Source organism: Herminiimonas aquatilis, from assembly GCF_042665175.1.
Classification (GTDB): Bacteria; Pseudomonadota; Gammaproteobacteria; order Burkholderiales; family Burkholderiaceae_D; genus Oxalicibacterium; species Oxalicibacterium aquatilis.
In genome coordinates this window covers 55,730-82,088 of sequence record NZ_JBHTCC010000001.1, presented here as the reverse complement: position 1 = coordinate 82,088, position 26,359 = coordinate 55,730, and the positions used below count along the sequence as shown (strand labels likewise).

The following is a 26,359-nucleotide window of genomic DNA, read 5'->3' as shown; positions in this document are numbered from 1 at the left end:
TTGTGGAGTTATCGCTCGTACATTATCTGATTCTCGGCGCGATTCTGTTCGCGATTTCGATAGTCGGTATTTTTCTGAATCGTAAAAACATCATCATCTTGCTGATGGCGATCGAATTGATGCTGTTGGCTGTGAATATGAATTTTGTCGCGTTCTCTTATTTCCTGGGTGACGCAGCAGGCCAAATTTTTGTTTTCTTCATCTTGACGGTAGCCGCTGCTGAAGCTGCAATTGGTCTTGCCATTCTGGTTTCCATGTTCCGTGCACTGGATACCATCAATGTCGAAGATCTAGACAGCCTCAAAGGCTAATTCCGAACAATAACGATAAGGTTCATCATGGCGGGGCAACTTAACCCTAACCTCTTGTTGATCGTACCGCTGGCACCACTTGCCGGCTCCATGATCGCAGGTCTGTTTGGTACAAAATTTTTCGGTAATATCATTGGTCGCAAGACGTCGCATACTGTGACGATACTTGGCGTGCTGATCGCTTTCATCCTGTCGCTGCACACGATGTCGCTAGTGCTTGATGGCGCTACCTTCAACGACAATCTGTACACGTGGATGACGGTGGCCGGCATCAAGCTTGAGGTCGGTTTCCTGGTCGACAGCCTGACTGCGATGATGATGTGCGTCGTGACTTTCGTGTCGCTGATGGTGCACATTTACACAATCGGCTACATGGAAGAGGACGAAGGCTATAACCGCTTCTTCTCGTACATTTCGTTGTTCACGTTTGCGATGTTGATGCTCGTCATGAGTAACAACTTCTTGCAACTGTTCTTCGGTTGGGAAGCAGTGGGTCTGGTCTCCTATCTGTTGATCGGTTTCTGGTACACAAAACCGACCGCGATTTTCGCGAACATGAAAGCTTTCCTGGTTAACCGTGTTGGTGACTTTGGTTTCATTCTCGGTATTGGCTTGTTGCTGGCTTATGCAGGTTCGATGGACTACGCAGAAGTCTTTGCCAAGAAAGAACAACTCGCGACCCTGACTTTGCCTGGTACAGACTGGATGTTGTTGACCGTAGCCTGTATCTGCCTGTTCATCGGCGCGATGGGTAAATCGGCTCAGTTCCCGCTGCACGTGTGGCTGCCGGACTCGATGGAAGGTCCTACACCGATTTCCGCTCTGATTCACGCGGCGACAATGGTTACCGCAGGTATTTTCATGGTGGCACGCATGTCGCCATTGTTTGAACTGTCGGATACCGCTTTGTCATTCATCTTGATCATCGGTTCGATCACGGCTTTGTTCATGGGTTTCCTGGGTATCATCCAGAACGATATCAAGCGCGTGGTTGCTTACTCGACGTTGTCGCAGCTTGGTTACATGACGGTTGCGCTCGGCGCATCGGCTTATTCAGTTGCCGTGTTCCATCTGATGACACACGCATTCTTTAAAGCATTGCTGTTCCTTGCTGCGGGTTCCGTCATCATCGGCATGCATCATGACCAGGACATCCGCAACATGGGTGGTCTGCGCAAATATATGAAGATCACTTGGATCACGTCCTTGTTGGGTTCGCTGGCATTGATCGGTACGCCATTGTTCTCGGGCTTCTACTCAAAAGACAGCATTATCGAGGCAGTGCATGCGACGCATATTACCGGCGCAGGCTTTGCCAACTTTGCGGTGCTGGCAGGTGTGTTCGTTACAGCTTTTTATTCTTTCCGCATGTACTTCCTGGTTTTCCACGGTGAAGAGCGTTTCGGTAAGGAACATGCAGCACACGCCCATCACGACGATCATGCACATGCCAAGGTTGCCGATCATCACGACGCTCATGATGCACACGCTCATGATGACGATCATGGCGATGATGAACATCATGGTCTGGCTCCAGGTCAAAAACCGCACGAGTCGCCATGGGTAGTGACCTTGCCGTTGATTTTGTTGGCGATTCCTTCGGTCATCATTGGTTACTTTGCGATCGAACCTATGTTGCACGGCGATTTCTTCAAAGGCGTGATCTTTGTCGATCCTAAACATGGCGCAATGACGGAACTGAATGAAGTATTCCACGGCGCGATGGCGATGGCGATTCACGGCTTGCAGACGGCACCATTCTGGCTGGCTTTTGGTGGTGTGGCCGCTGCGTACTACTGCTACATGATCAATCCACGTGTGCCAGCCTGGTTCTACAAGAACTTCCGTGCTATCCACACACTGTTGGACAACAAGTACTACATGGACAAGTTCAACGACTTTTTCTGGGCAGGCGGTGCACGTTTGCTGGGTGGCGGTTTGTCCAAAGTCGGTGACAAGACACTGATCGATGGATTAATTGTGAACGGTAGTGCAAAAGTTGTCGGATGGTTCTCACGCATCGTTCGTACCTTTCAGACCGGTTACATTTATCACTACGCATTTGTCATGATTCTCGGCGTGCTGGGTTTCCTGATTTATTTCTTGCCGTTCCCATCGTTCGCCCAATAAGTTAGCGAAGTAAAGCAAATAAAAATCATGATGCAGTCAACATTTCCCCTTTTAAGTCTCGCGATCTGGCTTCCAGTCGCGTTCGGTATCTTCGTAATTGCCTTTGGCCGTGACGATAATCCAAACGTTGTGCGTACCGTATCGCTGGTGGGTGCCATCGTCAGTTTCCTGGTGACCTTGCCACTGGTTTCCCAGTTCAACAATGCCGCCCATGGCATGCAGTTCGTCGAAAAATTCAAGTGGATTGATATTTTCAATATCAACTATTCGCTTGGCGTTGACGGACTGTCGATGTGGTTTGTCGTGCTGACGGCCTTTATTACTATTTTCGTCGTGATCGCAGCCTGGGAAGTAATCGAAAAGCGCGTCGCCCAGTACATGGGTGCTTTCCTGATCCTGTCGGGTCTGATGATCGGCGTGTTTTGTGCACTCGACGGCTTGCTGTTCTATGTATTCTTTGAATCGACACTGATTCCGATGTTCATCATCATCGGTGTCTGGGGCGGTGCAAATCGTGTTTATGCATCGATCAAGTTCTTCCTATATACGTTCTTCGGTTCATTGTTGATGCTGGTGGCCCTGTTGTATCTGTACTTCAAGTCGGGTCATAGTTTCGATATTCTGGCGTGGCATACATTGCCGTTGCCGATGGATGCACAGATACTGATCTTCCTGGCGTTCCTGATGGCGTTCGCGGTCAAGGTACCAATGTGGCCAGTACATACATGGTTGCCTGATGCTCACGTTGAAGCGCCTACCGGTGGTTCCGTCGTACTGGCTGCGATCATGTTGAAATTGGGCGCATACGGCTTCCTGCGGTTCTCGCTGCCGATCACGCCTGATGCCAGTCATTACCTTTCCGGTTTCATGATTACCCTGTCGCTGATCGCCGTGATCTATATTGGTCTGGTTGCGCTGATACAGACCGACATGAAAAAGCTGGTTGCGTATTCATCAATTGCGCACATGGGCTTCGTAACACTCGGCTTCTTCATGTTCAACGACATGGCGGTGCAGGGTGGTATCGTACAAATGATTTCGCACGGCTTTGTTTCCGGCGCGATGTTCCTGTGTATCGGCGTGCTGTATGACCGCATGCATACCCGTAACATCGCCGACTACGGTGGAGTGGTGAACAAGATGCCTAAGTTCGCTGCCTTTTTTATCCTGTTCTCGATGGCTAACGCCGGCTTGCCAGCAACCTCCGGTTTCGTCGGTGAGTTCATGGTGATTCTGGGTGCGGTCAAGTTCAATTTCTGGATCGGTATGCTGGCGGCAACTGCGCTGATCCTTGGTGCTGCGTATTCCCTGTGGCTGGCCAAGCGTGTGATTTTCGGTGAAGTAACCAATCATCACGTCGCGGAACTGACAGATATTAACAAGCGTGAATTCCTGATGCTAGGCGTGTTGGCAATTGCTGTGTTGGCGATGGGTCTGTACCCGGCACCCTTCACCGATGCAATGCAAACTTCGGTTACCGACTTGCTGAAGCACGTCTCGATTTCGAAACTTAATTAATAAACGGCTCCGCAATCGCGCAACTGAACGCACACTAACTGCGACAAAATGAATAATTTGAATCTGATATCCGTCCTTCCTGAAATATTCCTGGCGATTGCGATCTGCGCAATTTTGCTGATTGACTTGTTTCTGTCGGACGCGAAACGCTATATCACTTATGTATTGTCGATTGCGGCATTGATAGGCAGCGCCGCACTCAGTCTGTGTGACTTCAATACCGGTGCAACTGTCTACGGCTTTGGCAATATGGTCGTGTCTGATCCTATGTCTGGTCTGCTCAAGGTCTGTACCTGCATCGCCGTAGCGCTGACGCTGGTCTATTCGCGCCAGTATCTTGAGCAACGCGAAATGGTAAACGGTCGTCTGGGCGGTGAGTTCTACATTCTGGCCTTGTTTACCGTACTCGGCCAAATGGTCATGATCTCGGCCAACAACTTCCTGATCATTTACCTCGGTCTGGAAATGATGTCGCTGGCGTTGTATGCATTGGTTGCCTTCCGTCGCGAGAATACGGCTGCGATCGAAGCTGCGATGAAATACTTCGTACTAGGTGCGCTGGCCTCAGGCTTCCTGTTGTACGGTATCTCGATGTTGTACGGCGCGACCGGTTCGCTCGACATGACTGAGGTTGCACGTGTTATTTCTACCGGTGCCGTCAATAAACCGGTATTGATTTTCGGTCTGGTGTTTGTGGTTTCAGGTCTGGCGTTCAAACTTGGCGCGGTCCCGTTCCATATGTGGGTGCCTGACGTTTATCAAGGTGCGCCAACCGCCGTGACCTTGATGCTGGGCGGTGCGCCTAAACTGGCAGCCTTCGCGATCACGATTCGTCTGTTGGTGGAAACGTTGCCAGCGCTGGTTATCGATTGGCAGCAAATGCTGACCATCCTGGCCGTGCTGTCTATGGCGATCGGTAATATTGCCGCGATCGCGCAAACCAATATCAAGCGCATGCTGGCGTATTCGACCATTTCGCAAATCGGTTTCATATTGCTCGGTTTGTTGTCCGGTATCGTGGCGGGCGCTGATGGCTCGACGACCAACGGTTACAGTGCGGCGATGTTCTATGTTATTACTTATGTATTGACCACTTTGGGCATGTTCGGCGTCATCATGTTGTTGTCGCGTGCCGGTTTCGAGGCTGACAACATTGACGATTTCAAAGGATTGAACCAACGCAGCCCATGGTTTGCACTGGTCACTTTGATGCTGATGTTCTCCCTGGCAGGTGTGCCGCCAGTAGTTGGTTTTTACGCCAAGTTGTCAGTGTTGCAGGCTGTGTTGAGTACCGGTCAGATCTGGTTGGCAGTGATCGCTGTATTGTTCTCACTGATTGGTGCCTTCTATTATCTGCGCGTCGTCAAAGTCATGTACTTTGACGAACCTGTCGACAATTCAAAAATCGTTGCAAGCAAAGATGTAACCGTCGCATTGAGTATCAATGGTGCAGCCTTGCTGGTGCTGGGCCTGGTGCCTGGCCCATTGATGACAGCATGCGCTGCTGCTATCGTCAAAACGCTGGCTTCCTGATGACTGCTTGCTGAGCGAGTGGATGTCTCTCTAGCAAGCTGGTTTGTCATTCTGTTGGCGCTATTTTGCGCCAACCTTCCTTTCTTCAATGAACGCCTGTTCGCGCTTGTTCCCCTCTCTTCGGGGATCAAGCCAATCTGGTTGCGCTTGATTGAGCTATTCGTTCTGTATTTTCTAGTCGGCCTCGTTGCGCGCCGACTCGAATCCCGCATCGGTAGTATTTTTCCGCAAGGCTGGGAATTTTTTGCCGTGACCGGTTGCTTGTTTCTCGTGCTTGCCTACCCGGGTTTTGTCATGCGCTACATGCGCAAGCGACATCATTGATAGATCGCCTGATGCGCACCATGTGCGGTCCCATTCCCCGTTTTGTTCTGGCGCCCATACAATTTGCCATTCCTGCCTGACGTATTTCGGAGATGAAATATGGATAATCATTTAAAAGAAATCCGCATCGATAGCGCACTGGCCTACGATGGATCATTCCTGAAAGTGCAGCGCGATACGGTGCGTCTGCCGAATGGACACCCGACTACGCGCGAGTACATCAAGCATCCTGGTGCGGTGGTGATTCTTCCCCTGCTGGACGATGGCTTGGTACTGATGGAGCGGCAGTTCCGTTATCCGCTTGACCGCGTATTTATCGAATTTCCTGCCGGCAAAATAGATCCCGGTGAAGCTCCTCTTGCATGTGCCAAGCGTGAATTGCTGGAGGAAACCGGCTACACCGCGACCGACTGGCAATTCGTTTGCACGATACACAATGCCATCGCGTATTCGGACGAGCATCTCGATTTATATCTGGCTAGCGGCTTGATCGAGGGTGAGCGCAAGCTCGATGATGAAGAGTTTCTCGATACCTTCAAGGCCGCACCCGAAGATTTGATGGCGTGGATCAGGGAAGGCAAGATTACCGATGTGAAAACGTTGATCGGCGCGTTCTGGCTGGAAAAAATTCTGAACGGTACATGGAAGCTTTGATGTTAGCAGCAGAAATGATGATGGTAAAAAAAGCCGCATAGCGGCTTTTTTCTTTTGTCTGTTCGGTGCATCTTTTTACATATTCGGATAATTAGGCCCACCACCACCTTCGGGTGTCACCCATACGATGTTTTGCGTAGGGTCTTTGATATCGCAGGTTTTGCAATGGACGCAATTCTGCGCATTGATCTGCAGCCTGTCTTCGCCTGCATCTGTTTTGACAAATTCATACACGGAAGCCGGACAGTAACGCGCCTCCGGCCCCGCATACTGCGCCAGATTGATGGCTACCGGTACGCTGGCATCCTTCAATGTCAAATGGATGGGCTGATCTTCTGCATGGTTGGTGTTGGAGATGAAGACCGAGGACAATCTATCGAAGGTCAGCGTATTGTCGGGCTTGGGATACTCAATCGGCTGGAATTCAGAAGCGGGGCGCAGGCAGGTGTGATCGGCGTGCGTATTGCGCAAGGTCCATGGTGCCTTGCCACGCAAGAGCAATTGATCGATGCCGACCATCAATGCCCCGGTGTACAAACCCTTGCTCATCCACGGCTTGAAGTTGCGCGCGACATGCAGTTCTTCATGTAGCCAGGATTTTTCGAACGCTTGCGGATAATCGCTCAACTCGTCGAATTGCCGGCCACCCGCCAATGCTGCAAATGCAGCGTCTGCAGCCATCATGCCGCTCTTCATCGCAGCGTGGCTACCCTTGATCCGGCTCGCGTTCAGGAAGCCCGCGTCACAGCCTATAAGTGCGCCTCCGGCGAAGACCAGTTTCGGCAAGGATTGCAAACCACCCGCGGTGATCGCGCGCGCGCCGTAGGAAACTCGCTTGCCGTCCTTGAAGAATTTGCTGATTTCCGGGTGTGTTTTGTAGCGCTGGAATTCTTCAAACGGCGACAGATAGGGATTATCGTAGCCGAGCCCGACCACATAGCCGACGGCAACCTGATTGTTTTCCAGGTGATATAAAAATGAGCCGCCATACGTGTCGCTAGCAAGCGGCCAGCCGGCGGTATGGATCACCAGGCCCGGTTGATGCAGGGCAGGATCGATTTCCCACAATTCCTTGATGCCGATCGCATAGGTTTGTGGTGCCATGTCTTTGTTCAGATCAAACTTTTCGATCAACTGCTTGCCCAGATGGCCGCGTGCGCCTTCGGCAAACAAGGTGTACTTGGCTTGCAATTCCATACCCAATTGGAAGGCCGCGGTCGGTATGCCGGCGCGATCCACACCCATATTGCCGGTAGCAACCCCGCGCACGGATCCATCATCGTTGTACAAAATTTCTGCAGCAGGAAAACCAGGGAATACTTCGACGCCCAGTGCCTCGGCCTGCTGGCCCAGCCAGCGCACGACATTGGCCAGCGAGACGACATAGTTGCCGTGATTCTGGAAGCAGGCCGGCAGCAGAAAGTTTGGCGTCTTGTAGGCTTTGCTTTTGGTCAGGAACAGGAAGCGATCTTCAGATACCTCTGTATTGAGCGGTGCGCCCAGTTCTTTCCAGTTCGGCAGCAACTCGGTCAATGCTTGCGGATCCATCACTGCGCCGGAAAGAATATGCGCGCCCAGCTCGCCGCCTTTTTCCAGTATGCAGATGGACACGTCCTGGTTTTTTTCAGCGGCAAGTTGCTTGAGTCGAATCGCTGCAGCGAGGCCTGCCGGTCCGCCGCCGACGATCACGACGTCATATTCCATCGCTTCGCGGGGGCCGTATTGTTCTAGCAGGCTGGATGCTGTGGATGCGCTTGGTGTCATGGTGTAATAACAGTCAGATTATGTGCGTGCGAAACCGTTATTGTCCCCGGTTTCGTAGTGAATGCGAAGTGCAAAACCGCGCATTGCTGCGCTTTCGTGTAATCATAACGCCTCTAACGTCACTTTTCATTTTCAGTGCGTTAATTAATCAAGAGAACGTCAGGAGAAATTCGTGGGTATTGAAGTTAATTTTGAAGGTAAAGTCGCCCTGATCACAGGTGCTTCCAGCGGACTTGGCGCGCGTTTCGCGAAAGTGCTGGCGATGGCCGGAGCGCAAGTGATACTGGCATCCCGACGTGTAGACAGGCTCAAGGAATTACGTGCAGAGATCGAGGCAGAGGGCGGCGCAGCGCATGTCGTGACGCTGGATGTTACCGATTACGCCAGTATCAAATCGGCGATTGCCCACGCCGAAACAGAAGCCGGTGCTATCGATATTCTGGTCAATAACGCTGGCGTTTCTGCCAGTGGTCGTTTGGTCGACGTGACGCCGGAAGAATATGCGTTTGTGATGGATACCAATCAACGCGGTGCTTTCTTCGTCGCACAGGAAGTCGCCAAGCGGATGATTGCGCGCTACAAGGGCGACGCCAGAAAGCAGCATCGTATCGTCAATATCGGATCGGTCGCCGGCTTGCGCGTGGTGCCTGAACTTGGCTTGTACAGCATGAGCAAAGCCTCGATCGTGCACATGACGAAATCGATGGCGGTGGAGTGGGGCAAGTTCGGCATCAATGTCAACGCCATCTGTCCGGGATACATAGAGACAGAAATGAATCTGGATTATCTCGGGAGCGAGCAAGGTCAGCAATTGATGAATACATTGCCGCGCAAACGCGTCGGCAAGCCCGAAGATCTGGATGGCTTGTTGCTGCTATTGTCTGCTGAGGAGTCACACTTCATTAATGGCGCAATCATGACAGCTGATGATGGGATGAGCATCAGCTAAGGCATGGACGAACTTATCAAATAAGTTCGTCAATTAAACTTCAGTATGTGTTTCCGTCGTTTCAATTTGCCGCGACACACCCAGCAATCGATTGATTAATTCGCTGGCAGTTGTGGCGGCAAATTTCCGCATTAATCTCGACCTGTGCATTTCTACCGTGCGCGGACTCAATCCAAGTTGTCGCGCAATTGTCTTGCTGGTTTTTCCATCGACCAGCATGGCAGCGATTTCTCGTTCGCGTGGTGTCAATGCTGCCGTTACGGGTCTTTTCTCACTCAAATCTTCAAACGTCCAGATGCCCGCCGCGTGCGGATCGTGGGCCAATAATGCGCGACCACTGACATGACACCAGAATAACTGACCATTGGCGCGTTTCATGATGCGTTCGTCTGAATAATATCCTTTTGCATTCATGATGGGAACGATACGTGCACCGGTACGTTCGAATTCGGCATAGCTGGGATACAGGATGGCAAACGACTGTCCGCTGAGCGCATCTTTGGGGTAACCGAACATGGTTGCGAGTGCGTCATTACAGGCGTGAATCACGCGATGCTGCGAGACGCACATGCCGACAGGCGCATGCTGAAAAATGCTTTCATAATCGATCGTTGCTGATATCGTCATGCAATGCCTCGTTGTTCAGATTTGCCCAGGCGCATCAAGAGGCGCTAGTAGTTCTACGGTATTGTGACGATAGCGGCATCGCCTTATGCTGAGAGATGCGCTACACACGTCTTCCCCTTACTCTACACAAAGAAGGGTAACTATGAATAAAGTTTATCCCGATGCAGCAACTGCTCTGGCCGGTATCGTCAAAGATGGGCAAACCATTGCTGTCGGCGGTTTTGGCCTGTGCGGCATCCCCGAGGCACTGATTGCTGCGCTACGCGATTCCGGTGTCAAGAACCTGACGGCGATTTCCAATAATGCTGGGGTCGACGATGCCGGTTTGGGGCAATTGCTGATGACGCGTCAGATCAAGAAAATGATTGCGTCATACGTCGGTGAAAACAAGGAGTTCGAACGCCAATACCTCGCTGGCGAACTGGAAGTCGAATTTACGCCGCAAGGCACACTGGCCGAAAAATTGCGCGCCGGTGGTTCAGGTATTCCGGCATTTTTCACCAAAACCGGTGTGGGTACCATCGTCGCCGAAGGTAAGGACGTGCGCGAATTTGATGGCGAGCAATACTTGATGGAGCGCGCATTGATTGCCGATGTCGCGATCGTCAAGGCTTACAAGGCAGACAAGGCCGGCAATCTGGTGTATCGCCACACTGCGCGCAACTTCAATCCGAACGCCGCGATGGCAGGAAAAATTACCGTGGCGGAAGTGGAAGAATTGGTTGAGATAGGGGAAATCGATCCTGACCACGTGCACACGCCGGGCATTTTCATTCATCGCATCGTACTCAATGCGCATCCGCAAAAGCGCATCGAGCAGCGCACACTAAGCACTAAGTGAAATGACGCGCCATGCAAAGAGCAGTGATCAATGCAGGCGCGTGTTTGCTTCTGAACGCAACGACAATAGCAATATAGGTGGAGAACGATATGGCCTGGACACGAGATCAAATGGCAGCACGCGCAGCGCAAGAATTGCAAGATGGCGCTTACGTTAATCTGGGTATCGGCTTGCCGACATTAGTTGCAAATTTCATCGCGCCGGATATTCACGTGTGGCTGCAATCAGAAAACGGAATGCTGGGTATAGGTCCGTTTCCCACAGAGGACGAAGTGGACCCGGATTTGATCAATGCCGGCAAGCAGACGGTGACATCTCTGCCTGGCTCGTCGTATTTCAACTCGGCAGATTCATTCGGAATGATACGCGGTGGAAAAATCGATATTGCTTTGCTGGGAGCGATGCAAGTGTCGGAGAAGGGTGATCTCGCCAACTGGATGATTCCTGGCAAGATGGTGAAAGGCATGGGCGGCGCGATGGACCTGGTGGCTGGCGTCAAACGCATCGTCGTGCTGATGGAGCATGTTGCGCGCGCCAAAGATGGCGCGATCTCGCACAAGATTTTATCGTCTTGCAATTTGCCACTGACCGGCGTCGGCGTGGTTGATCGCATCATTACGGATCTGGCGGTGATCGACATCACGCCGAATGGATTGCGTCTGGTTGAACTGGCTCCGGGTGTAAGCAAAGAAGAAGTAGTAGCGGATACCGGCGCACCGCTGGACGTGAGTGCGGTGCATTGATTGGCCGGAAAACGCGACGCCGGTCGTGATCGCTAAATGTGATTCTCGTCACGTGCGCCCGACCTAGAAGCGGGGCGAGATTATTGAGTACTTGGGGGGTTATTGCGCAATCCAGCCACCATCCATATTCCAGGCGGCACCGCGTACCTGATTCGCAGCTTCGCTGCAAAGAAAGACCGCTAACGCACCTAGTTGTTCTGGTGTGACAAACTCTCCTGATGGTTGCTTTTCAGATAGCAGCCCTTTCTTGGCTTCGTCATTGGAGATGCCTTCATTGGCGGCGCGCGCATCCACCTGTTTCTGTACCAGCGGTGTCAATACCCAGCCCGGACAGATGGCATTGCAGGTCACGCCAGTTTGTGCAGTTTCCAGTGCAGTGACTTTGGTGAAGCCGACGATGCCATGTTTGGCGGCGACATATGCTGACTTTTGCGCCGAGCCGACCAGGCCATGTGCAGATGCAATATTGATGATGCGGCCCCAGTTTTTCTCTTTCATTGCGGGCAGCGCGAGGCGTGTCGTATGGAATGCAGAAGAGAGATTGATGGCGATGATCGCATCCCATTTATCGATCGGAAAATCCTCAATGTTCGCAACATGCTGGATGCCGGCATTGTTGACCAGGATATCGACGGCGCCGAATTTCTCAACGGCGACTTGCATCATGGCGGCGATTTCCGCTGGCCGGGACATGTCGGCGGCGTGATGAATGGCTGTGATGCCGAAATCTTTTTGCAAGGCTATTTGCAAAGCCTTGATCTCATCTGCAGCGCCAAAACCATTCAGCACGATATGCGCTCCTTGTTGTGCCAGCGCACGTGCAATGCCCAGACCTATGCCCGACGTGGAACCGGTGACCAAGGCAGCTTTGCCTTGAAGTGAAGTACTCTGCATGATGTGCCTTTCAGACTGACATTCGGAAGCGGCGATCTTTGATAAGATTTTACGTATAACATCGCTAGCTTACACCCGTAGAATACTGCGTTCATCTTCTTGCGACCAATATGACACAAGCCCATATCAAAACTGTTCAATGTCTTTCTCCTGCCGGTTTGCACCGCATGGCCTACAAGGAATGGGGTGATCCTAGTAATCCGAATGTATTAGTGTGCGTGCATGGCTTGACGCGGGTATCGGATGATTTTGATGCGTTGGCAAAAGCAATGGCGAACGACTATCGCGTGATTTGTCCAGACATAGTCGGGCGCGGAAGGTCTGAACATTTGCGTGATCCGAATTTTTATCAAGTGCCGCAATATGTCAGCGATATGGTGACGCTGCTTGCGCGTCTTGATGTTGCATCCATCCAATGGCTGGGAACGTCTATGGGTGGTTTGATCGGAATGATTTTGGCATCGCTACCGGGCAACCCGGTACGCAAATTATTACTCAACGATATAGGTCCTTCACTCAACGCCGAAGCGCTGAAACGTATAGGGGAATATGTAGGACTGAAGGTACACTTTGCCACTTTTGATGAGGCGTGGCAGTACGTTCGTGCAATTTCGCTGTCCTTCGGGCCGCATAGCGATGAGCAATGGCGCAAGCTGGCATCCGACGTGATGCGACAGGATGCAGAAGGGAAATGGACGTTTGTCTACGACCCCGCGCTCGCCGTGCCATTCAAGGCAACAACGGCGCAGAGTGTACAAGTGGATGAACAGCGTTTGTGGGCTGCATATGAGGCAATTTCCTGTCCTACGCTGGTGGTGCGTGGTGCCGACTCAGATTTGCTAACAAGGGAAACAGCTGCTGCGATGTCGCAACGTGGGCCGAAAGCACAAGTGGTGGAAATTGCAGGCGTCGGGCATGCTCCGACCTTTCTCAGCGACACGCAAATCGCTATAGCGAAAAATTTCTTCCTTGGCTAGCTCTTGTCGAATGCATATTGATACCCATTTTGCCTTCGAATACTTTTTGAATTTGGAACCTCATGAATATTACCCGCTTGCATATAGGCGATACGCTATCCGAAATTGCCATTCACAATGGCACGGTATACTTGGCTGGACAAATCGCCGAAGATACGACGCAGAATATTCACGGCCAGACACGCGAAGTGCTTGGTCATATCGATCGTCTGCTGGCCGAGGCCGGCAGCGATAAAACCCGGATTCTGTCGTGTCAGATTTTTATTGCCGACGTGAACGATTTCGATGGCATGAACGCAGCGTGGAATGAATGGGTGCCAGAAGGACATGCGCCACCAAGAGCAACTGTCGCGGTCCGCTTCCCTGATCCGAAGCGCTTGATTGAAATAATTGTGGTTGCAGCATCTTCCTAGGTTCAACATGGTTTCCGTAGCATCCTCACAGAGTGACACACAAGAGCTTCTTCGCTCAGGCTTGACAGAACATGACAGCGCACGCGTGATGGATGCGCTTGCGTTCGTCAAACCGTTCTATACCGGGAAATCCGTTTCTGCCGGACAGGATGCCTTCGAAAGTGAGCAGGACGCCTTCGAGTTTGCGCAAGGTGTTGCCACGGTGCTTGCACAGCTGGAAACAGATGCAGATACGCGTATTGCCGCCTTGCTGTTTGAGTTGGCAACCATCAATCCTACGGCGGCAGACCAGATAGGCGAGCGTTTCGGCAAGGAAGTCGACGATCTGGTTGCCGGTGTGCGTCAACTGATGCGGCTGCATGAAGTGACCTTTGTGCAGCACGAAGCAACACGCGGTAAAAATGCTGCACAAGAAGCTGCATCGCAACTGGAAGTCGTGCGCAAGATGTTGCTGGCAATGGCAACGGATATGCGAGTGGTGCTGGTGCGTCTGGGCACGCGCGTGACGACACTGCGTTATTTTGCGGACAACAAATTGCAAAATGAACGTTCGCGGCAGTATGCGCGAGAGACCTTTGATCTGTATGCGCCTCTCGCAAATCGGCTCGGGGTATGGCAGTTGAAATGGGAGCTGGAAGATTTGTCTTTCCGCTTTCTGCAGCCGGAAGCGTATAAGCGTATCGCTTCCTTGCTGGAAGAAAAACGTGTGGAGCGTGAAGCCTTCGTTGAAAATTCGATCAAGCGCCTGCAATCAGAAATGGCGGCTGCCGGTATCAAGGCCGAAGTATTCGGTCGACCGAAACATATCTTCAGTATCTGGAGCAAGTTGCGCGGCAAGGAAATCGAATTCTCCGATTTGTACGATGTACGTGCATTCAGGGTCATCGTTGATGATGTAAAAACCTGCTACACGGTGCTCGGTATTGTGCACAACATCTGGACGCCGATACCGTCGGAGTTCGATGATTACATTTCTCGCCCCAAGTCCAACGGCTATCAATCCCTGCATACGATTGTCATGGCCGAAGACGGCCGGCCGCTCGAAGTACAGATACGCACCAACGACATGCATGACTTCGCCGAGTACGGCGTGGCCGCGCACTGGCGTTACAAGGAAGCTGGCGGCTCGAATTTTTCAGGGCAAAAGTATGATGAAAAAATCGCCTGGTTGCGGCAATTGCTGGCCTGGAAAAGTGAAGTCGTCGATACCGTCGTCGGGCAAGAAGACGTACATCGCGACTGGGTGGAAAAACTCAAGTCCGCGACACTGGACGACCGCATCTATGTACTGACGCCGCAAGCACGGGTGATCGAATTACCGAATGGCGCTACGCCGATTGACTTTGCTTATCACTTGCACAGCGATGTCGGCCATCGTTGCCGCGGTGCGCGCGTCGACGGTACGCTGGTGCCACTGAATACCGTTTTGAAAAACGGCCAGACTGTAGACATCATCACCGCGAAAGGTGTTAGTACGGTCACGGGCACGGTTGGCCCTTCGCGTGACTGGCTTGCACCCGGTTATGCGGCGAGTTCACGCACACGTGCCAAGGTGCGTGCGTGGTTCAACGCAATCGACCAGCAAGAGACACTTTCTACCGGCCGTGGCCTGATAGAAAAAACATTGCAGCGCGAAGGCAAGACCGCTGTCAATCTGGAAGAACTCGCGCACAAGCTTGGGTTCTCCAAGCTTGATGATCTATTTCTGGCCGTGGGCAAGGATGAGTTCAGCCTGCGTACGGTTGAGCATGCCTTGCACGCTGATGAGGCGAGTGCTGCCAAACAGGCCGAACTCGACGATACCGTCATTCCGCGCAAGAGCCGCGCATCCAGTGTGGTGCAGGGCGCGAAGTCAGGCGTGCTGGTAGTTGGTACCGACGGCTTGATGACGCAATTGGCAAAATGCTGCAAACCGGCACCGCCAGATCCTATCGTCGGCTTTGTGACGCGTGGCAAAGGTGTGTCAATTCATCGCGCTGGCTGCAGAAATTTTTCCGAGATGCGGCGCAAGGCACCTGAGCGTGTGATTCATACTGCGTGGGGCGGTCCCGAATCGTCAACGGTTTATCCGGTGGATATTTTCGTCTTGGCCGGCGATAGGCAAGGTTTGTTGCGCGATATTTCGGATATCTTCCTGCGCGAAAAAATCAATGTCATTGGCGTCAGTACGCAGAGTGTCAAGGGCCAGGCGCGTATGGCATTTACGGCAGAAATCGGATCGACGGCGCAATTGCAGAAGGCGCTGACGGTAATACGAGAAGTCAATGGTGTGGTGGAAGCCAAGCGTCATTGATCGATTTTCTGGAAATCGCTCCCTGCCGGCGCGCACTCAAAGTCGGGCCGCATCGTGTTTTTTAAAACAAGTTCATTTAGGGGCTAGCTAAGAAGATAATTTGTCGCTATAATTTCGCTTCTTTAGGCGCGTAGCTCAGCTGGTTAGAGCACTACCTTGACATGGTAGGGGTCGTTGGTTCGAGTCCAATCGTGCCTACCAACGAAAAATTGGTAAAACCTGTAAGAGCGAGAAAGGCAAACCCGGTTATGACACCGCGAACGACAACCATACTGGTTTCTGAGCGACGCTAAGTCGGGTTCTTTTTCGTCATTGCAATTTGAAAAAGCGCGGCTAGCCCGCGTTTTTTTTCGTCCGCATTTTTTGTTGTTCAATTAATCTAGCGTCAGCAAGCAGGTCCCCGCTGAAACGGAGAGCAAAATGATTACAGTCCGCCTTCCTGATGGTTCGCAACGCGAATTCGATTCCCCTGTCACCGTGGCGCAAGTCGCTGGCAATATTGGTGCCGGTCTTGCCAAGGCGGCACTCGCTGGCAAGGTCAACGGCAATGTGGTTGATACCTCGTATTTGATTGAGCAGGATAGCGATCTGGCGATCATAACCGACAAGGATGCCGATGGCCTTGACGTGATCCGTCACTCCACCGCACATTTGCTGGCCTACGCAGTCAAGGAGCTCTTCCCTGATGCGCAAGTGACGATCGGTCCTGTCATCGATAACGGCTTCTACTACGATTTTTCGTACAAGCGCCCGTTCACGCCAGAGGATTTGCTGGCGATCGAAAAGAAAATGACCGAACTGGCTAAAAAAGACGAGCCAGTTACTCGCAAAGTTTTGCCGCGCGACGAAGCAGTTGAGTATTTCAAATCTATCGGTGAAGCCTACAAGGCAGAAATCATCGCGTCGATTCCGGCTGATCAGGATGTCTCGCTGTATAGCGAAGGCAAATTCACCGATTTGTGCCGTGGTCCACACGTACCATCGACCGGCAAGTTGAAAGTATTCAAGCTGATGAAATTGGCTGGCGCATACTGGCGCGGCGATTCCAAGAACGAAATGCTGCAGCGTATCTACGGCACTGCGTGGGCGAAGAAGGAAGAGCAAGAAGCCTATCTGAACATGCTGGAAGAAGCCGAGAAGCGCGATCACCGCAAGCTGGGTCGCGCGCTGGATCTATTCCACTTCCAGGAAGAAGCACCAGGCCTGATTTTCTGGCATCCAAAAGGTTGGACGGTCTGGCAGCAAGTTGAGCAATACATGCGCCGCGTCTATCAAGACAATGGTTACCAGGAAGTTAAAGCGCCGCAGATTCTCGATCGCAGCCTGTGGGAGAAATCCGGCCACTGGGAAAACTACAAAGAGAATATGTTCACGACCGAGTCGGAAAACCGCTCGTATGCGTTGAAGCCGATGAACTGTCCGGGTCACGTGCAGATTTTCGCGTCGGATTTGCGTTCATATCGCGAACTGCCGTTGCGTTACGGCGAATTCGGCCAGTGCCATCGTAATGAGCCATCCGGTTCCTTGCACGGCATGATGCGTGTGCGTGGCTTTACGCAGGATGACGGCCACATTTTCTGTACCGAAGACCAAATTCTGGATGAGTGCGTCGCCTTTACTGCATTGTTGCAAAAGGTTTATCGCAATTTCGGTTTCAATGATGTTATTTATAAAGTGGCTACGCGCCCTGAAAAACGTGTTGGCTCCGATGAAGCGTGGGATAAAGCTGAAGCCGCGCTGATTGCGTCTCTGGACCGTTCTGGCTGCACGTATGAAATTTCGCCTGGCGAGGGCGCCTTCTACGGCCCGAAGATTGAATACACACTGAAGGATGCGATCGGCCGTATGTGGCAATGCGGCACGATACAGGTCGATTTCTCGATGCCGGCACGTTTAGGTGCGGAATATGTCGCCGAAGACAACACCAAGAAGATTCCGGTCATGTTGCACCGCGCGATCCTCGGTTCCTTCGAGCGCTTTATCGGCATGTTGATCGAAAATCACGCCGGCGCCTTGCCGTTATGGCTGGCGCCAGTCCAAATTGCGGTGTTGAATATCTCTGACGCGCAAGCTGATTACGCCCAAGCTGTTGCACAAAACCTGAAGAAACAAGGGTTTAGAGTGCACATCGATTTGCGTAATGAGAAAATTACCTATAAAATACGCGAGCATTCCGTTCAGAAGCTGCCGTACATCATCGTGATTGGTGATAAAGAACGGGACGCAGGTACAGTGGCCGTGCGAGCGCGAGGTAATGTCGATCTGGGTGTCATGCCTGTCGATTTATTGGTGGATCGCCTCAATAATGAGGTCGAAACCAAAGCCTGAGGGATCAAACCCGTAGCGCAAGAGCACGGCTTAATTATTTGATTTTAAAAGGAAATTGCAATAGCTACTGATAAGTCGCATCGGATCAACGGTGAAATTACAGCGCCTGAGTTGCGTTTGAGTGGTGTCGAAAATGAGGCACTCGGTATCGTTAGTCTGGCAGATGCTTTCCGCTTGGCGGAAGAAGCTAACGTCGATCTGGTAGAGATTGCGCCAACTGCGCAACCACCGGTCGCACGCCTGATGGATTACGGCAAGTTCAAATACCAGGAACAAAAGAAGGCGCACGAAGCCAAGCTCAAGCAGAAGGTTATTCTGGTCAAGGAAGTCAAATTCCGGCCTGGTACCGATGATGGTGATTACAACATCAAGCTACGCAATTTGATTAAATTCCTGGACGATGGCGATAAAACCAAAATCACGCTGCGTTTCCGCGGTCGTGAAATGGCGCATCAGGACATTGGTTTCCGTATGTTGGAACGCTTGAAGGCTGATTTGGAGCCATACGGCCAGGTTGAGCAGTTTCCGAAGATGGAAGGCCGTCAGATGATAATGGTTCTGTCGCCGAAGAAAAAGAAATAATAGAATTTCGTGCGAATCGACCGGTAACGGGCGACTCGCACAAAATAGCGGTGGACTCGATTCCACTGCATAACAAGTGAGAGTAGGCATCCAAGTGTAGCGAAATTGCTACCACCTGCAATCATGTTAAAAATGGAGCTGTCCCCAAAGGACAGATAGTGTCATGCCTAAAATGAAAACGAAAAGCAGCGCCAAAAAGCGCTTTCGTGTACGTCCAGGTGGAACCGTTAAACGCGGTCAAGCTTTCAAACGTCATATTTTGACCAAGAAAACCACAAAAAATAAACGTCAATTGCGCGGTTCTGTCGGTGTTCATGACACCAACATGAATTCCGTTCGCGCAATGATGCCGACCGCTTAACCTCACTCAATAATCAGGAGCAATCATGCCTAGAGTAAAACGTGGGGTCACAGCACGGGCCCGTCATAAAAAAATCCTCGACAAAGCCAAAGGCTATCGTGGTCGCCGCAGCAAGGTCTACCGTATTGCCAAGCAAGCAGTTATGCGCGCTGGTCAATATGCATACCGTGATCGTCGTAACAAGAAACGTGTTTTCCGCGCATTGTGGATCACTCGTATCAACGCAGCATCGCGTGAACATGGCCTGACATACAGCGTGTTCATGAACGGTCTGAAACGCGCATCAATCGAGCTGGACCGTAAAGTCCTGGCCGATATGGCTGTGATGGATAAACCAGCATTCGCGGCAATCGTGAATCAGGTGAAAACAACCATCGCTGCTTAAGTGTTGTGATCGTATGCATCGTCTTCGGACGATGCAGCAATATCGAAGCGGGGCAGGGTTCATACCTATGTCCCGTTTTTATTTTTACTTCCCTATTTGGCTTCTTTTTCGGCTTCCTTGCTAAGGACGAAAACAAACCGCATGAATCCCCTAGAACAGCTAGTCACACAAGCCCAGACTGATTTCGCCGCCGCAGACGATGCCGCCGCACTGGAAAACGCGAAAGCGAAGTACCTCGGTAAAACCGGACAGATTACTGAACAGATGAAGAGCCTGGGCAAGCTCGCGCCGGATGAGCGCAAGACGCAAGGCGCTATCATCAATTCCGCAAAAGAGAAGATCGAGGCTGCGCTGACGGCGCGTCGCGATGCCTTGTCCAATGCACAAATGGAATCCCGCCTGAATGCGGAAGCCATCGACATTACCTTGCCTGGCCGTGGTCGCGGTACCGGCGGTATTCACCCTGTCATGCGTACATGGCAGCGCGTTGAGGAAATTTTCGGTTCGATCGGTTTTGACGTGGCAGACGGCCCCGAAATCGAAAACGACTGGACCAATTTCACCGCATTGAACAGCCCGGAAAATCATCCGGCACGTTCGATGCAGGATACGTTTTACATCGAAGGCAACGATACGCAAGGCAAGCCTCTGCTGCTGCGTACGCATACCAGCCCTATGCAGGTGCGCTATGCACGGATGAACAAACCGCCGATTCGCGTGATCGCACCCGGTCGTACCTACCGCGTCGACAGCGATGCAACGCACTCGCCTATGTTCCATCAGGTCGAAGGTTTGTGGATCGACGAGAACATCAGCTTCGCCGACTTGAAGGGTGTGTACCTCAATTTCGTCAAAGCGTTTTTCGAAACCGACGATTTGCAAGTTCGCTTCCGTCCATCGTATTTTCCATTTACCGAACCGTCGGCTGAAATCGACATCGCTTTTGGTAGTGGTCCATTGAAAGGCCGTTGGCTCGAAGTGTCGGGCGCTGGCCAGGTGCATCCGAACGTGATGCGCAATATGGGATTCGATCCTGAACAATTCATCGGCTTTGCGTTCGGTTCCGGTCTCGAACGCCTGACTATGCTGCGTTATGGCATCAATGATCTACGCCTGTTCTACGAAGGCGATTTGCGTTTCCTGAAACAATTCAACTAGCAGTACAAGGCAGTGCATGCTGAACAAGCGCGTGCGCTGATTTTTTCTGTATTTGTGATGTCTGTGGCAAAAGGTTTTTAAATCATGCAATTTTCCGAAAGCTGGCTCCGTACGATGGTCGATCCGAACATGACGTCGGACGAATTGGCGCACATGTTGACGATGTCTGGTCTGGAAGTCGAAGAAGTCGAACCGGTCGCGCCGCCATTCTCGAATGTCGTCGTGGCTGAAGTGCGTGAGATCGCCAAACATCCGAATGCTGATCGCCTGAATGTTTGTCAGGTGGATGCTGGCACAGGAACAATATTGAACATCGTCTGCGGTGCGCCGAATGTGCGCGTAGGCATGAAGGTCGTGTGTGCATTGGCTGGCGCAATATTGCCGCCAGGTGAAGATGGCAAGCCGTTTGAGATCAAGGTTGGCGCATTGCGCGGCGTGGAATCGCAAGGCATGTTGTGCTCGGCAAAAGAATTGAAATTATCGGACGAGCAGGCCGGTTTGATGGACTTGCCATCGGACGCACCGATCGGCCAGAATTTCCGCGATTACTATCAACTGAATGATCTGAAATTCACGATCAAGCTGACGCCGAACAAGGCAGATTGCCTGTCCGTATTGGGCGTTGCGCGCGAAGTATCCGCATTGACCGGTACGCCTTTGAAAGCACCGTCTTATCAAGTAGTTGCTTCGACGATTAACGATGTTTTGCCAGTGACGGTTTCCGCGCCGGATCTATGCGGTCGTTTTTCCGGTCGCATTATTCGCGGCTTGAATGCGAAAGCACAGACTCCCGATTGGATGAAGCAACGTCTGGAGCGCAGCGGGCAACGTCCGATTTCTGCTTTGGTCGATATTTCCAATTACGTCATGCTCGAACTGGGTCGTCCTACGCATGTATTTGATCTGGATAAAATTCACGGCGGCTTGAATGTGCGCTGGGGTAAAAAAGACGAATCGCTAAAGCTCCTGAACGGCAACACGGTTGCTGTTGATGAATGGATAGGCGTGATCGCCGACGACAATCAGATCGAATCGCTGGCCGGCATCATGGGCGGCGATGCAACAGCCGTATCGCTAGACACACAAGACATTTATCTGGAAGCAGCATTCTGGTATCCAAACGCGATTCAAGGTCGTGCACGTCGCTTCAATTTTTCGACTGATGCAGCGCATCGCTTTGAGCGTGGCGTCGACTTTGCAACTACGGTCGAACACATCGAACGCATCACAGCACTGATCGTCGAGATCTGCGGACAAAAAGATAAAACAGCCGTTGGTCCTATCGACGACCACATTGTCAATCTGCCTAAACGTGACCCTGTCAGCGTGCGTACTGCGCGTGCCGTCAAGGTTATCGGCGTCGCGTTGACTGATGCGCAGATCGCTGATATCTTCACACGTCTGGCTTTGCCATTCACGCAAAAAGATGGCGTGTTTTCGGTGACGCCACCGTCCTATCGTTTCGATATCGAAATCGAAGAAGATCTGATTGAAGAGATCGCGCGCGTCTACGGTTTTGAGAACATTCCAGCCTTGCCGCCGGTAGCGGCGAATGCAATGCGCATTCGTCCTGAGAACACGCGCTCGCTATTTACGATCCGTCGTCAATTGGCTGACTCCGATTATCAGGAAGTGGTCAACTTCAGCTTTGTTGAGCAAGCGTGGGAATCAGATTTTGCCGGTAACAGCAACCCGATTAAATTGCTGAATCCGATTGCCAGCCAGATGAGCGTGATGCGTTCATCGATGATCGGCAATCTGATCGCCAATGTGCGCTACAACCTGAATCGCAAGGTCAGCCGCATAAGGCTGTTTGAAATCGGTGCGGTTTATCTGCGCAATAGCATCGAGCAGGACGGTCCGCTCTCCGTAGCTGGTTATGATCAGCCTAAACGTGTCGCTGCCATTGCCTACGGTCCAATCGTGGAAGAGCAATGGGGCATGGATTCGCGTAACGTCGATTACTTCGACGTCAAGGCTGATCTGGAAGCCTTGTTTGCGCCCAAGGCTCTTACTTTTGCCAAGTTGGAACATCCGGCTCTGCACCCTGGCCGGTCCGCCAATATCTTGCTGGATGGCAAAGTCGTTGGTTTTATCGGTGAGTTACATCCGCGTTGGCAGCAAAAGTACGATTTGCCTCTGGCTCCTGTTTTATTCGAGGTCGATGCCAGTGCTTTGCAAAAGCTGGATATTCCTTTCTATAAGGAAATTTCGAAGTTCCCTGCGGTCACGCGCGACCTTGCTTTAGTCGTCAAAAACAATGTCTCGATGCAGGATTTAATGGATGTTTTTGTTGCGGAAAAGCAAGCTAATCCAATCTGTAATATTCTGCAAGTGGTTGTTTTATTTGATGAATATCGCGGTAAAGGCTTGGAAAGCGACGAAAAAAGCCTTGCTTTCCGCTTCACCTTGCAAGATACTCAATTAACCCTGCAGGATGATTTGGTCGATGCCGCAATGTCTGCCTTTGTAGCGGCTGCTGGTATCAAACACAGCGCTAAATTACGCGCATAAGCAGTTCACTTGAATCCGGAATCAGCTTGCTGCAGAAACCATGCAAAAGATGATTCCGACTTTCAAGTTCAGATTTAGGTTCAAGGTCAAAACAAGCAGTGAATATACCGAATATGAATGATGTGAATTCCGCTGAACTCCAATCTGTATTGGCAGCAGACCTGAACCGCGCAATGCTGGAGGCGCAAGTGCGCTCGCAAGCGGAAAAGGATCTGCCTACCTTAACCAAGGCCGAGCTGGCCGAGTTGCTGTTTGAGCAAGTCGGATTGAACAAGCGCGAAGCCAAGGATATGGTCGAGACTTTTTTTGACGAAATTCGCAATGCCTTGGAACGTGGCGAAGCCGTCAAACTGTCCGGCTTTGGTAATTTTCAGTTGCGCGACAAGCCGCAACGTCCAGGCCGTAATCCAAAAACCGGTGAAGAAATTCCTATCACGGCGCGCCGCGTAGTTACCTTCCATGCGAGCCAGAAGCTCAAAGGTATGGTCGACACTTCCAGCCAAAAAACGTTTGCCCAAACAAGCTGATAGATGAACGAACGGCTCAACAAACCTGAATTGGTCGCATTGCCGCCAATTCCAGCAAAACGCTACTTCACGATCGGTGAAGTGAGTGAGTTGTGCGGTGTGAAACCGCACGTTCTGCGTTATTGGGAACAGGAATTTACACAACTCAAACCCGTCAAGCGGCGCGGTAATCGGCGCTACTACCAGCATCACGAAGTACTGCTGATTCGTCGCATACGCGAATTGTTGTATGAACAAGGGTTCACGATCAGCGGTGCACGCAACAAGCTTGATAGCCGGATTCTGGATGCGCGTGGCGACGATGATCTGCCGCTCGATGGTGTAACCATAGACCCGAATGCCATGCTTGCGATTCGCAAAGAACTGATGGAAATTCTGACTCTGCTGAAGTAAATCCGGTTGTTAAGGCAGGCGGGGCATTTTTCATGACAAAAATACAGTTCTGCTCTGGTATAATTTTGCGCTTGTCGGGGCGTAGCGCAGCCTGGTAGCGTACTTGCATGGGGTGCAAGGGGTCGAGTGTTCGAATCACTCCGTCCCGACCAATAGAATCAAATACTTAGGCCAATCTTTTGATTGGCCTTTTTGTTTTTATCAATCCGTGCACTGTTAATGCCCTAGAAAAATCTCGTTAATTGTCAATATTGTTGATTTGCTCGCAGAATTGACCCCCTCCAGCTGTGATCCACGTTCCACGGTCTGGCGAAGGCTGCGACCCGGTCATACGACCCTTTAAATCCCACCGCACAAAGATTGATGTGCATCTGTTTCAAAGTCCGCCTTTGCTTGCGTGGCTTCGTCGCCTCGGTTTTTAACCAGGCCGAAAGCTTGAACGCCTATTTGTCGAGAGACGTGGGAGAACGTCGATCAGCATAGGCTGGCTAGACAGTTTTAGCGCGCAGATAACTCAGTAGGATTGTGTTCTAAACGTGGGTAAGCTTTCGATGTAAATCAACAGTGCGGTACCCCTCACGGATAATATGCATACGTATTCATATTGGAGTCCTTTGAAATGATGCGTACCATGCATGAAGACGCGTCATTCCCTTTCAATCCTTGTTGTGTTCCAGTGATGAAAAAAACTTCAAGAAAAATAATCATGGCAGGAATCATAATGGCGACTCATGGATTTTCCGTTTTTGCGCAGGTGACGCCTTCATTGGAGGAAAAGGCGAAAACGGTCATATTTGCCGCAGGTAGCCTACGCACTGCGATGGATGAAATTATTCATGCATACCAGACACAAGGCGGGACGGTTTTCACGGCAAAATATGGTCCGTCGGGCAAGCTGCGGCAAGAAATAGAGGCGGGAGCAAAAGTGGATGTATTTGCTTCCGCTTCAACCGATCATACGCAAGCGTTGGCACAGAAAAAATTATTGGGGCCCTCCAAGGTGTTCACACACAATGATCTTTGCATAGTCGTGCGGCCTGAACTAAATTTGAATGCCGCGAATATGCTGGAAATCTTGAGCAAGCCTTCCGTGCGTATCGCCACCTCGACACCAGTGAGCGATCCAATGGGAGATTACACATGGCAGTTCTTCAAGAATGCGGAAAAAAAGCAGCCCGGCATCTATAAATTACTCGATGCCAAGGCACGCAAGCTGTCCGGTAGCAGCGTACCGGCAGCCGGCGAAAAGCTGCCATACATTACGGCTTTTGAAGACGACAAGGCTCATGCGTACATCATGTATTGCACCAATGCGGTCATCACCAAACAGGCCTTGCCGCATTTGAATGTGGTACGTATTTCGGATGAACTGAATGTACGCAGTGAATACGGTATTGCCGCAGACGTGAATTCTATTGTCGGAAAAGATTTTGTGAAGTTCATCATGCTAGCTCCGGCGCAAGGTATTTTAAATAAGCATGGCTTCAATTAAGAAGACCTGATTTTGTGAGTTCAGGTATCGCCAACTCCATGCGTATCGACTTATCTATTTGTGGCAACTAAAAAATAATGAATGCAAGTAGGATGAAACGTATTTTTCTTTGGAATAGCTTTTGACCATGCTGGGACTTTTTGAATTTGAGCAGGATGGTCGTTACCCTTTGCGCCGTATTCCTATGGTCATGCGTTTCAATCTGGATGCATGCGGCATAAAAATTTCACTGACTGCGTGGATCACTTTGAGCCGGGAGCAGCGTGAGGAACTGGTTTGCATGCCGTGCGAATCAGATTATGAGAAGGATCTTTATCGTGCGCGCCTTGCGGCAATGTTGGCGCAGCACGCGGATAATCCTGATGCGTCTATCGAATTGGTTGAAGTCGAGCAAGCACCAGCATGGCAAAACAGGGATGGATTGCCACAGAATATGATCGACTCTCTTCAGGAACTTGGCTTGCCTTTGCCGACCAATGCGCATTGGTCTGGATTAAGCGACTTGCAGCGTTTTGCCCTGATCAAGCTCACGCGTTCCGGGCACAAAAATGCCAATCTGTTACCTGCAATGAAAGAATTTGGTTTGCTCTGAATACGCATTTTTCAGTGAAGAAATTGCGCGATATATTTCCGTTTTTCCTACATGCT

Annotated in this window: 25 protein-coding genes, 2 tRNA genes and 1 pseudogene; 24 read left to right on the top strand and 4 right to left on the bottom strand. The window is 51.2% G+C overall.

What is annotated here, in order from left to right; all coding sequences use genetic code 11:
- The first annotated feature begins 2 nt into the window (after nucleotides 1-2).
- The 6 genes from nuoK to ACFQO0_RS00360 all read left to right on the top strand — a co-directional run bounded on the left by nuoK (nucleotide 3) and on the right by ACFQO0_RS00360 (nucleotide 6,470).
- Nucleotides 3-311: an NADH-quinone oxidoreductase subunit NuoK gene (nuoK, locus tag ACFQO0_RS00385; protein ID WP_304933456.1), complete on the top strand. Its 309-nt coding sequence runs from the start codon at nucleotides 3-5 to the stop codon at nucleotides 309-311.
- A 27-nt stretch (nucleotides 312-338) separates the two neighbouring features.
- Complete coding sequence (gene nuoL / locus ACFQO0_RS00380) at nucleotides 339-2,441, top strand: NADH-quinone oxidoreductase subunit L (protein ID WP_382231968.1); 2,103 nt, start codon at nucleotides 339-341, stop codon at nucleotides 2,439-2,441.
- A 27-nt stretch (nucleotides 2,442-2,468) separates the two neighbouring features.
- Nucleotides 2,469-3,959: an NADH-quinone oxidoreductase subunit M gene (locus ACFQO0_RS00375; protein WP_382231966.1), complete on the top strand. Its 1,491-nt coding sequence runs from the start codon at nucleotides 2,469-2,471 to the stop codon at nucleotides 3,957-3,959.
- 48 nt (nucleotides 3,960-4,007) lie between these two features.
- Nucleotides 4,008-5,492, top strand: coding sequence for an NADH-quinone oxidoreductase subunit NuoN (gene nuoN, locus ACFQO0_RS00370; RefSeq protein WP_382231964.1), 1,485 nt, complete (start codon nucleotides 4,008-4,010; stop codon nucleotides 5,490-5,492).
- An 18-nt stretch (nucleotides 5,493-5,510) separates the two neighbouring features.
- Entirely contained in the window at nucleotides 5,511-5,816 is a 306-nt protein-coding gene (locus ACFQO0_RS00365) for a DUF2818 family protein (RefSeq protein WP_382231962.1), read from the top strand.
- A gap of 99 nt (nucleotides 5,817-5,915) precedes the next feature.
- On the top strand, nucleotides 5,916-6,470 hold the full coding sequence (locus tag ACFQO0_RS00360; protein ID WP_382231961.1) for an NUDIX domain-containing protein: 555 nt from the start codon (nucleotides 5,916-5,918) through the stop codon (nucleotides 6,468-6,470).
- A 75-nt stretch (nucleotides 6,471-6,545) separates the two neighbouring features.
- On the opposite strand, the gene ACFQO0_RS00355 is transcribed toward ACFQO0_RS00360, so the two are convergent.
- Entirely contained in the window at nucleotides 6,546-8,174 is a 1,629-nt protein-coding gene (locus ACFQO0_RS00355; protein ID WP_382233959.1) for an electron transfer flavoprotein-ubiquinone oxidoreductase, read from the bottom strand.
- 232 nt (nucleotides 8,175-8,406) lie between these two features.
- Between ACFQO0_RS00355 and ACFQO0_RS00350 the strand changes: the two genes are divergently transcribed.
- Entirely contained in the window at nucleotides 8,407-9,183 is a 777-nt protein-coding gene (locus ACFQO0_RS00350; RefSeq protein WP_382231959.1) for an SDR family oxidoreductase, read from the top strand.
- A 33-nt stretch (nucleotides 9,184-9,216) separates the two neighbouring features.
- Here the strand turns inward: ACFQO0_RS00350 and ACFQO0_RS00345 are convergent, their stop codons facing one another.
- A complete protein-coding gene (locus ACFQO0_RS00345; RefSeq protein WP_382231957.1) occupies nucleotides 9,217-9,810 on the bottom strand; it encodes a LuxR C-terminal-related transcriptional regulator in 594 nt (197 codons plus the stop codon).
- A gap of 142 nt (nucleotides 9,811-9,952) precedes the next feature.
- Here ACFQO0_RS00345 and ACFQO0_RS00340 point away from each other — a divergent pair, with 142 nt between their 5' ends.
- Both ACFQO0_RS00340 and ACFQO0_RS00335 read left to right on the top strand, forming a co-directional pair.
- Entirely contained in the window at nucleotides 9,953-10,651 is a 699-nt protein-coding gene (locus ACFQO0_RS00340) for a CoA transferase subunit A (RefSeq protein ID WP_382231955.1), read from the top strand.
- 89 nt (nucleotides 10,652-10,740) lie between these two features.
- Nucleotides 10,741-11,394 (top strand): CoA transferase subunit B, encoded by a 654-nt coding sequence (locus tag ACFQO0_RS00335; RefSeq protein WP_382231953.1) that lies wholly within the window; start codon nucleotides 10,741-10,743, stop codon nucleotides 11,392-11,394.
- A 99-nt stretch (nucleotides 11,395-11,493) separates the two neighbouring features.
- Here the strand turns inward: ACFQO0_RS00335 and ACFQO0_RS00330 are convergent, their stop codons facing one another.
- On the bottom strand, nucleotides 11,494-12,288 hold the full coding sequence (locus ACFQO0_RS00330) for a 3-hydroxybutyrate dehydrogenase (protein ID WP_382231951.1): 795 nt from the start codon (nucleotides 12,286-12,288) through the stop codon (nucleotides 11,494-11,496).
- Between the two features lie 110 nt (nucleotides 12,289-12,398).
- Between ACFQO0_RS00330 and ACFQO0_RS00325 the strand changes: the two genes are divergently transcribed.
- The 13 genes from ACFQO0_RS00325 to ACFQO0_RS00265 all read left to right on the top strand — a co-directional run bounded on the left by ACFQO0_RS00325 (nucleotide 12,399) and on the right by ACFQO0_RS00265 (nucleotide 24,371).
- Nucleotides 12,399-13,265: an alpha/beta fold hydrolase gene (locus ACFQO0_RS00325; protein WP_382231949.1), complete on the top strand. Its 867-nt coding sequence runs from the start codon at nucleotides 12,399-12,401 to the stop codon at nucleotides 13,263-13,265.
- Nucleotides 13,266-13,327: 62 nt separating this feature from the next.
- Nucleotides 13,328-13,678: a RidA family protein gene (locus ACFQO0_RS00320; protein ID WP_382231947.1), complete on the top strand. Its 351-nt coding sequence runs from the start codon at nucleotides 13,328-13,330 to the stop codon at nucleotides 13,676-13,678.
- 7 nt (nucleotides 13,679-13,685) lie between these two features.
- Nucleotides 13,686-15,971 carry a RelA/SpoT family protein gene (locus ACFQO0_RS00315; RefSeq protein ID WP_382231945.1) on the top strand — a complete coding sequence of 762 codons (2,286 nt, stop codon included), beginning with the start codon at nucleotides 13,686-13,688 and terminating at the stop codon, nucleotides 15,969-15,971.
- 124 nt (nucleotides 15,972-16,095) lie between these two features.
- Nucleotides 16,096-16,172 (top strand) — tRNA-Val (locus tag ACFQO0_RS00310).
- A 219-nt stretch (nucleotides 16,173-16,391) separates the two neighbouring features.
- On the top strand, nucleotides 16,392-18,299 hold the full coding sequence (thrS, locus tag ACFQO0_RS00305) for a threonine--tRNA ligase (RefSeq protein ID WP_382231943.1): 1,908 nt from the start codon (nucleotides 16,392-16,394) through the stop codon (nucleotides 18,297-18,299).
- Nucleotides 18,300-18,359: 60 nt separating this feature from the next.
- Nucleotides 18,360-18,881 (top strand): translation initiation factor IF-3, encoded by a 522-nt coding sequence (infC, locus tag ACFQO0_RS00300; RefSeq protein ID WP_353156032.1) that lies wholly within the window; start codon nucleotides 18,360-18,362, stop codon nucleotides 18,879-18,881.
- Nucleotides 18,882-19,044: 163 nt separating this feature from the next.
- Complete coding sequence (gene rpmI, locus ACFQO0_RS00295) at nucleotides 19,045-19,242, top strand: 50S ribosomal protein L35 (protein ID WP_382231942.1); 198 nt, start codon at nucleotides 19,045-19,047, stop codon at nucleotides 19,240-19,242.
- Between the two features lie 25 nt (nucleotides 19,243-19,267).
- Nucleotides 19,268-19,627 (top strand): 50S ribosomal protein L20, encoded by a 360-nt coding sequence (gene rplT / locus ACFQO0_RS00290; protein WP_112992505.1) that lies wholly within the window; start codon nucleotides 19,268-19,270, stop codon nucleotides 19,625-19,627.
- Between the two features lie 141 nt (nucleotides 19,628-19,768).
- Nucleotides 19,769-20,785 carry a phenylalanine--tRNA ligase subunit alpha gene (pheS, locus tag ACFQO0_RS00285; RefSeq protein ID WP_382231939.1) on the top strand — a complete coding sequence of 339 codons (1,017 nt, stop codon included), beginning with the start codon at nucleotides 19,769-19,771 and terminating at the stop codon, nucleotides 20,783-20,785.
- Nucleotides 20,786-20,869: 84 nt separating this feature from the next.
- Nucleotides 20,870-23,299: a phenylalanine--tRNA ligase subunit beta gene (gene pheT / locus ACFQO0_RS00280; RefSeq protein ID WP_382231937.1), complete on the top strand. Its 2,430-nt coding sequence runs from the start codon at nucleotides 20,870-20,872 to the stop codon at nucleotides 23,297-23,299.
- 173 nt (nucleotides 23,300-23,472) lie between these two features.
- Entirely contained in the window at nucleotides 23,473-23,826 is a 354-nt protein-coding gene (locus ACFQO0_RS00275) for an integration host factor subunit alpha (RefSeq protein WP_465261960.1), read from the top strand.
- Nucleotides 23,827-23,829: 3 nt separating this feature from the next.
- A complete protein-coding gene (locus tag ACFQO0_RS00270; RefSeq protein WP_382231934.1) occupies nucleotides 23,830-24,219 on the top strand; it encodes a MerR family transcriptional regulator in 390 nt (129 codons plus the stop codon).
- 75 nt (nucleotides 24,220-24,294) lie between these two features.
- Nucleotides 24,295-24,371: transfer RNA gene (locus ACFQO0_RS00265), tRNA-Pro, on the top strand.
- Between the two features lie 144 nt (nucleotides 24,372-24,515).
- Here ACFQO0_RS00265 and ACFQO0_RS00260 read toward each other — a convergent pair.
- Nucleotides 24,516-24,707, bottom strand: a pseudogene (locus ACFQO0_RS00260) (IS21 family transposase); the annotation flags it as partial.
- A gap of 218 nt (nucleotides 24,708-24,925) precedes the next feature.
- On the opposite strand from ACFQO0_RS00260, the gene modA reads away from it, so the two are divergent.
- Both modA and ACFQO0_RS00250 read left to right on the top strand, forming a co-directional pair.
- Nucleotides 24,926-25,711 (top strand): molybdate ABC transporter substrate-binding protein, encoded by a 786-nt coding sequence (modA, locus tag ACFQO0_RS00255; RefSeq protein ID WP_382231932.1) that lies wholly within the window; start codon nucleotides 24,926-24,928, stop codon nucleotides 25,709-25,711.
- Between the two features lie 127 nt (nucleotides 25,712-25,838).
- Entirely contained in the window at nucleotides 25,839-26,303 is a 465-nt protein-coding gene (locus ACFQO0_RS00250) for a nitrate reductase associated protein (protein ID WP_382231930.1), read from the top strand.
- Nucleotides 26,304-26,359 lie beyond the last annotated feature (56 nt).

Bases quoted from the DNA above. Each gene is read 5' to 3' on its own strand.
- thrS (WP_382231943.1), top strand. From the start codon at position 16,392: ATGATTACAGTCCGCCTTCCTGATGGTTCGCAACGCGAATTCGATTCC.
- ACFQO0_RS00320 (WP_382231947.1), top strand. From the start codon at position 13,328: ATGAATATTACCCGCTTGCATATAGGCGATACGCTATCCGAAATTGCC.
- ACFQO0_RS00335 (WP_382231953.1), top strand. From the start codon at position 10,741: ATGGCCTGGACACGAGATCAAATGGCAGCACGCGCAGCGCAAGAATTG.
- ACFQO0_RS00250 (WP_382231930.1), top strand. From the start codon at position 25,839: ATGCTGGGACTTTTTGAATTTGAGCAGGATGGTCGTTACCCTTTGCGC.
- pheT (WP_382231937.1), top strand. From the start codon at position 20,870: ATGCAATTTTCCGAAAGCTGGCTCCGTACGATGGTCGATCCGAACATG.
- pheS (WP_382231939.1), top strand. From the start codon at position 19,769: ATGAATCCCCTAGAACAGCTAGTCACACAAGCCCAGACTGATTTCGCC.
- ACFQO0_RS00355 (WP_382233959.1), bottom strand. From the start codon at position 8,174: ATGGAATATGACGTCGTGATCGTCGGCGGCGGACCGGCAGGCCTCGCT.
- rpmI (WP_382231942.1), top strand. From the start codon at position 19,045: ATGCCTAAAATGAAAACGAAAAGCAGCGCCAAAAAGCGCTTTCGTGTA.
- ACFQO0_RS00330 (WP_382231951.1), bottom strand. From the start codon at position 12,288: ATGCAGAGTACTTCACTTCAAGGCAAAGCTGCCTTGGTCACCGGTTCC.
- nuoN (WP_382231964.1), top strand. From the start codon at position 4,008: ATGAATAATTTGAATCTGATATCCGTCCTTCCTGAAATATTCCTGGCG.
- rplT (WP_112992505.1), top strand. From the start codon at position 19,268: ATGCCTAGAGTAAAACGTGGGGTCACAGCACGGGCCCGTCATAAAAAA.
- nuoL (WP_382231968.1), top strand. From the start codon at position 339: ATGGCGGGGCAACTTAACCCTAACCTCTTGTTGATCGTACCGCTGGCA.
- ACFQO0_RS00270 (WP_382231934.1), top strand. From the start codon at position 23,830: ATGAACGAACGGCTCAACAAACCTGAATTGGTCGCATTGCCGCCAATT.
- modA (WP_382231932.1), top strand. From the start codon at position 24,926: ATGGCAGGAATCATAATGGCGACTCATGGATTTTCCGTTTTTGCGCAG.
- ACFQO0_RS00375 (WP_382231966.1), top strand. From the start codon at position 2,469: ATGATGCAGTCAACATTTCCCCTTTTAAGTCTCGCGATCTGGCTTCCA.
- ACFQO0_RS00340 (WP_382231955.1), top strand. From the start codon at position 9,953: ATGAATAAAGTTTATCCCGATGCAGCAACTGCTCTGGCCGGTATCGTC.
- ACFQO0_RS00315 (WP_382231945.1), top strand. From the start codon at position 13,686: ATGGTTTCCGTAGCATCCTCACAGAGTGACACACAAGAGCTTCTTCGC.
- ACFQO0_RS00325 (WP_382231949.1), top strand. From the start codon at position 12,399: ATGACACAAGCCCATATCAAAACTGTTCAATGTCTTTCTCCTGCCGGT.
- ACFQO0_RS00275 (WP_465261960.1), top strand. From the start codon at position 23,473: ATGCTGGAGGCGCAAGTGCGCTCGCAAGCGGAAAAGGATCTGCCTACC.
- ACFQO0_RS00345 (WP_382231957.1), bottom strand. From the start codon at position 9,810: ATGACGATATCAGCAACGATCGATTATGAAAGCATTTTTCAGCATGCG.
- ACFQO0_RS00360 (WP_382231961.1), top strand. From the start codon at position 5,916: ATGGATAATCATTTAAAAGAAATCCGCATCGATAGCGCACTGGCCTAC.